At 64.4% G+C, this 6,277-nt stretch carries 3 protein-coding genes and 1 pseudogene; 3 read left to right on the top strand and 1 reads right to left on the bottom strand.

Annotation, left to right across the window (positions count from 1 at the left end; translation table 11 throughout):
• Nucleotides 1-714 (top strand): annotated as a pseudogene (locus tag ACE3S9_RS13080) (hypothetical protein); the annotation flags it as partial.
• Nucleotides 715-757: 43 nt separating this feature from the next.
• On the opposite strand, the gene dxs reads toward ACE3S9_RS13080, so the two are convergent.
• A complete protein-coding gene (gene dxs, locus ACE3S9_RS13075) occupies nt 758-2,695 on the bottom strand; it encodes a 1-deoxy-D-xylulose-5-phosphate synthase (protein ID WP_374546909.1) in 1,938 nt (645 codons plus the stop codon).
• 283 nt (nt 2,696-2,978) lie between these two features.
• Between dxs and ACE3S9_RS13070 the strand changes: the two genes are divergently transcribed.
• Nucleotides 2,979-3,548 (top strand): HdeD family acid-resistance protein, encoded by a 570-nt coding sequence (locus ACE3S9_RS13070; protein ID WP_374546908.1) that lies wholly within the window; start codon nt 2,979-2,981, stop codon nt 3,546-3,548.
• Nucleotides 3,549-3,680: 132 nt separating this feature from the next.
• Nucleotides 3,681-6,277: pyruvate, phosphate dikinase (gene ppdK / locus ACE3S9_RS13065; protein ID WP_374546907.1), on the top strand; the 2,597-nt coding region annotated here is incomplete at its 3' end.

Here is a 6,277-nt window from a genome sequence, read left to right as displayed (position 1 = left end):
TGCACCCAGCAGGCTTTGGTGATGATCGGCCGCGCTGGCGATCGCGGCTTTGTCGACGCAGAGCGGGGCTTCCTCGGCCAGTTCCGGCATCAATTCTTCATGCTCGGCCTGATCGCGCATTTCCACCGCGCTGCGATCCTGATGATGTCCAACCGGCTGGTGGAGGTGATCGGCCGGTTGGAAAGCCATGACAGCCGTTCCGTATCGCGGTTCCGGCATGACATTCGCCTGATTTCGGCGACCTTCCTGCGCTTCACCCATCGCTATTATTTCTGCGAAGTGTCGGATCAGGCGATCCTGCGCGACGTGTTCCGTCTCTGGAAAGGCCAATTGCGCACCGACGCTCTGTTCAAGGAATTGCGGGAGGAGGTCAACGATATGGAGGCCTTCATGGAGGCGGACTTGCTGCGCCGTCAGGCCGTGACCATCCTGCAATTGACCGTGGTGACTCTGTTCAGCCTCATCGGCACGATCACGACCGGTTTCCTCGGCATGAACCTGTTCAACCACGCCGATCTACCGACGTTTGATCGGATCGTGATCTTTCTGGCGGTTTTCATCCCGTCGACCGTGCTGACCTTCTATACGGTGATGAAATCGCGCCGCCTCGCGCATTTCCTCGACATTCTCGCCATGGAGAAGGTCAGTTGGCGCACGAAAATGCGCGCCTTCGCCGCCGTCTGGGACGGGCGACGCGAATTGCCGGTGGAATGAAAAGAAAACCCGAGGTTTTGCCCCGGGTCGCTTCAGGCGCGGCTCACGCCGTTTTCGCGGCGGCGGCCGGGCGGCCGAGCGCCTCGAACACCTTGCCGACAATGCCTTTGGCGTCGAGTCCGGCCCTGGCGTAAAGCGCCTCGGGCTTGTCCTGGTCGAGGAAAATATCGGGCAGGACCATGGAGCGGAAGCGCAGGCCGCCGTCGAGCAGGCCGTCTTCGGCCAATTGCTGGGCGACGAACGAGCCGAAGCCGCCGATCGAGCCTTCCTCGATGGTGATGAGCGCCTCGTGGTCGCGGGCCAAAGTGCGGATCAGCTCGACGTCGAGCGGCTTGGCGAAGCGGGCGTCGGCGACCGTGGCGGAAATGCCCTGCGCCGCGAGTTGCTCGGCCGCCAGCAAGGCTTCGGCGAGGCGGGTGCCGAGCGAGAGGATCGCGACCTTGTCGCCCTGGCGGACGATGCGGCCCTTGCCGATTTCGAGCGGGACGCCCTCCTGCGGCAGTTCCGCGCCGACGCCTTCGCCGCGCGGATAGCGGAAGGCGATCGGGCCCTTGTCATAGGCGGCGGCGGTGGCGATCATATGGACCAGCTCGGCCTCATCGGCGGCGGCCATCACCACCATATTCGGCAGGATGCCGAGGAAGGCGATGTCGAACGAACCGGCATGGGTGGCGCCATCCGCGCCGACCAGACCGGCGCGGTCGAGCGCGAAGCGCACCGGCAGGTTCTGGATCGCGACGTCATGGACCACCTGGTCGTAGCCGCGTTGCAGGAAGGTTGAATAGATCGCGCAGAACGGCTTGTAGCCCTCGGTCGCGAGGCCCGCCGCGAAGGTCACCGCATGCTGCTCGGCGATGCCGACGTCGAACGTGCGCTTAGGGAAGGCCTGCTGGAAGAAATCGACCCCGGTGCCCGACGGCATGGCGGCGGTGATGGCGACGATCTTGTCGTCCTTCTCGGCTTCCTTGACCAGCGACTGGCCGAACACCTTGGTATAGGACGGGGCGTTGGCCTTGGGCTTGACCTGCGCGCCGGTGACCACGTCGAATTTGTTGACGCCGTGATATTTGTCTTCCGCCGCTTCGGCGGGCGCGTAGCCCTTGCCCTTCTGCGTCACGATATGGATCAGCACCGGGCCGCCGACATCGGCGTCGCGGACGTTCTTCAGGATCGGCAGCAGATGGTCGAGATTATGGCCGTCGATCGGGCCGACATAATAGAAGCCCAGCTCCTCGAACAGGGTGCCGCCGGTGACATAGGTCCGGGCGTGCTCGACCGCGCGGGTGATGGCCGTCTCGACTGTCTTGGGCAGGCGGCGGGCGAGATATTTGCCGGCGTCGCGCAGCTTGAGATAGGTCCGGTCCGACGACAGCCGAGCGAGATAGGCGGACATGGCGCCGACCGGCGGGGCGATCGACATGTCGTTGTCGTTGAGAATGACGATCAGGCGCGAATGGGCCGCGCCGGCGTTGTTCATGGCCTCATAGGCCATGCCGGCCGACATCGAGCCGTCGCCGATCACCGCGATCACATTATTGTCGCCGCCGGACAGCGTGCGGGCTACCGCCATGCCGAGGCCAGCCGAGATCGAGGTCGAGGAATGGGCCGCGCCGAAAGGGTCGTATTCGCTTTCCGAGCGCTTGGTGAAGCCGGACAGGCCGCCGCCCTGGCGCAGGGTCTTGATGCGGTCGCGGCGGCCGGTCAGGATCTTGTGCGGATAGGCCTGATGGCCGACATCCCAGACGATCCGATCTTTCGGCGTATTAAAGACATAATGAAGCGCAACCGTAAGCTCGACTACGCCGAGGCTCGAACCGAGGTGGCCGCCGGTGACCGATACAGTATCGATGGTCGCGCGGCGCAAGTCTTCCGCCAGCGCGCGCAAATCGCTCTCGGGCAATTGGCGCAGGTCTGCGGGGAGTTTGACACGGTCGAGAACGGGAGTCGTCGAATTATTGTTCACGGTACGCTCGATCCACATGCGGCGCCCATCGTTAAGAAGCGCGAATGGCTGCTTTACACGTTGCGCGACCGGGGGGCAATCATACCAATGCGATTTGTTTTCGCGCCGTTAATTCAAACGAAAGCCTCGCTTTAGGGTAAAGATCAAGCCGTTTCGCCGCCTTGACGCCACTCTCTTGACGCCGCCGGCCTTGGCGGCTTTGATCGCGTCGCGCCATCGGGCGCGCGGCGCCGGGCTGTCCGCCCGCGCCGCCGGACGACGATCCCGGACAGGTCCGGCGAGCGATCATCGGGAGGCGATCATGAGTGCGAATCCGCAGGATCTGGACCCGCGCCACAGCCTTGGCGGCGCCATCGAGCGCCTGAGGTCGCGCTGGGGCTGGTTTGTGGCCTATGGCGCGCTCTGCCTGGTTTTCGGCGCCATCGCCTTGGCGATGGCGGCGGTCTCGACCCTCGCCGTGGTGTTTTTCGTCGCGCTGATGCTGATCCTGGCGGGCGCCGTCGAAATCACCATCGGCTTCAACTGCCGCGACTGGCCGTCCTTCTTTCTCTGGGTCATCAGCGGCCTGTTCTATCTCGTGTTCGGGGCCTATGCCCTGGCGCAGCCCACGACCGCCGCCGCGGCTCTGACCGTCGTCGCGGGCGTCGGATTCCTGATCGCCGGCGCGGTCCGCATCTGGCTCGGTTGGCAGCTCCCGGCCGGGGCCAAGACCTATGTCGTTTTCGCGGGCGTGGTCACGCTTCTGCTTGGCGTGCTCATCCTGGGCGGCTGGCCGGGCAACACCATGATCGTGCTGGGGACGCTGTTCGGCGTGGACCTGATTTTCTACGGCGCGAGCTGGATCGGCCTCGGTCTGAAATTGCGGGGCTGAGGTTGAAATCGCGCCGCGCGCCCTTGGCTTTTGACCGGCCGGGGTGTTAAAGGCGGGCGAAATCCAAAGCTCTCCTCAGCATCCTTTCTGACACGGAAGTCAGATTTCCTCTGACGGCGTAAGGACTTAACAATGGCGAAATGGGTTTATTCGTTCGGCGACGGCAAGGCCGAAGGCGCCAGCGCAATGAAGAACTTGCTCGGCGGCAAGGGCGCCAATCTGGCGGAAATGGCCAATCTCGGCCTGCCCGTGCCTCCCGGCTTCACCATTTCGACCGAGGTCTGCACCTATTATTACGCCAATAACCAGACCTATCCGGCCGATCTCGCCGGACAGGTCGAGGCGGCTCTGGCTTATGTCGGCAAGCTCGCCGGCCATACCTTCGGCGATCCGAACGATCCGCTGCTGGTGTCGGTGCGCTCCGGCGCTCGCGCCTCGATGCCGGGTATGATGGACACGGTGCTCAATCTCGGGCTCAACGACGGCACGGTCGAGGCGGTGGCCAAATCCTCCGGCGACGAGCGTTTCGCCTGGGATTCCTACCGCCGCTTCATCCAGATGTATTCCAACGTCGTGCTCGACGTGGAGCATCATAATTTCGAGGAAATCCTGGAGGTCTACAAGGACCAGAAGGGCCTGCACCAGGACACCGACCTCAAGGCCGACGACTGGCGCAAGATCGTCGCCAGCTACAAGGAGGCGGTGCAGCGCGAGACAGGCAAGCCCTTCCCGCAGGATCCCAAGGAACAACTCTGGGGCGCGATCGGCGCGGTGTTCTCGTCCTGGATGAACCAGCGCGCCATCACCTACCGCCGCCTGCACGACATTCCGGCGGACTGGGGCACGGCGGTCAATGTCCAGGCCATGGTGTTCGGCAATATGGGCGAGACCTCGGCCACTGGCGTCGCCTTCACCCGCAATCCGGCGACCGGCGAGAACGCGCTTTACGGCGAGTTCCTGATCAACGCCCAGGGCGAGGACGTGGTGGCTGGCATTCGCACGCCGCAGAACATCACGGAAGCCGCCCGTATCGCCGCGAAATCCGACAAGCCGTCGATGGAAAAGGCGCTGCCCGAGGTGTTCGAGGAATTCGTTCGCGCGACCAAGCTGCTGGAAAAGCACTATCGCGACATGCAGGATATGGAATTCACCGTCGAGCGCGGCAAGTTCTGGATGCTGCAGACCCGCAACGGCAAACGCACGGCGCGCGCCGCGCTGAAAATCGCGGTGGAGCTGGCCGGTGAGGGCTTGATCACCAAGCAGGAAGCCATCAATCGCATCGAGCCGGCCTCGCTCGATCAATTGCTGCATCCGACCCTGGACGCCAAGGCCGAGCGCAAGATCATCGCGTCCGGCCTGCCGGCGTCTCCCGGCGCCGCCAGCGGCGAGATCGTGTTCTCGTCCGACGAGGCGGAGGCGCTGAAGGCCGCTGGCCGCAAGGTCATTCTGGTGCGCGTCGAAACCTCGCCCGAAGATATCCACGGCATGCATGCGGCGGAGGGCATTCTCACCACGCGCGGCGGCATGACTTCGCATGCGGCGGTGGTGGCGCGCGGCATGGGCAAGCCCTGCGTTTCCGGCGCGGGCACGGTTCGCGTCGATTACGCCGCTCAGACCTTTACCGCCAGCGGCAAGACCTTCGCCAAGGGCGATATCGTGACCATCGACGGCGCCACCGGCCAGGTGATGGAGGGCGCGGTGCCCATGCTTCAGCCCGAACTGTCCGGCGATTTCGCCGTGCTGATGGGTTGGGCCGACGGCGAGCGCCGCCTCAAGGTCCGCACCAACGCCGATACGCCGAATGATGCGCGCATCGCGCGGAAATTCGGCGCCGAAGGCATCGGCCTGTGCCGCACCGAACATATGTTCTTTGACAATGAGCGTATCGTCGCCGTGCGCGAGATGATCCTCGCCGACAATGAGGACGGCCGCCGCGTGGCGCTGGCCAAGATACTGCCGATGCAGCGCGGCGATTTCGCCGCTCTGTTCGAAATCATGCACGGCCTGCCGGTGACGATCCGCCTGCTCGACCCGCCGCTGCACGAATTCCTGCCGCATACGGCTGAGGAAATCGCGGAAGTCGCCGCGGCCACCGGCGCGAGCCCGGACAAGCTCAAGCGCCGCGCGGACGAATTGCACGAGTTCAATCCGATGCTCGGCTTCCGCGGCGTTCGTCTCGCGGTGGCCTTCCCGGAAATCGCGGAAATGCAGGCGCGCGCCATTTTCGAGGGCGCGGTCGAGGCCCAGAAGAAGACTGGCGAGTCGGTGGCGCCGGAAATCATGGTGCCGCTGGTCTTCTCCCGTCGCGAACTCGATCTGGTCAAGACGCGCATCGACGCCATGGCCGAGGCGGTGGCGAAGGAAACCGGCGTGACCATTCCCTATCAGGTCGGCACCATGATCGAACTGCCGCGCGCCGCCCTGCGCGCCGGCGAGATCGCCGAGACGGCGGAGTTCTTCTCCTTCGGCACCAATGATCTGACCCAGACGACGCTCGGTATTTCGCGCGACGACGCCAGTTCCTTCCTCGGCGCCTATGTCCAGAAGGGCATTCTCGCGCATGACCCGTTCGTCTCGCTCGACCAGGAGGGCGTCGGCGAATTGGTGGCGCTCGCGGCCGAGCGCGGCAAGAAGACCCGCGCCAAGATCAAGCTCGGCATTTGCGGCGAGCATGGCGGCGATCCGTCCTCGGTCGCCTTCTGCGAGAAGACGGGGCTCGATTACGTGTC

It is taken from the genome of Rhodoblastus sp., assembly GCF_041915505.1.
GTDB lineage: Bacteria > Pseudomonadota > Alphaproteobacteria > Rhizobiales > Beijerinckiaceae > Rhodoblastus.
Note: the sequence above shows the minus strand (reverse complement) of the source record. Positions and strands in the feature narration are given on the sequence as shown.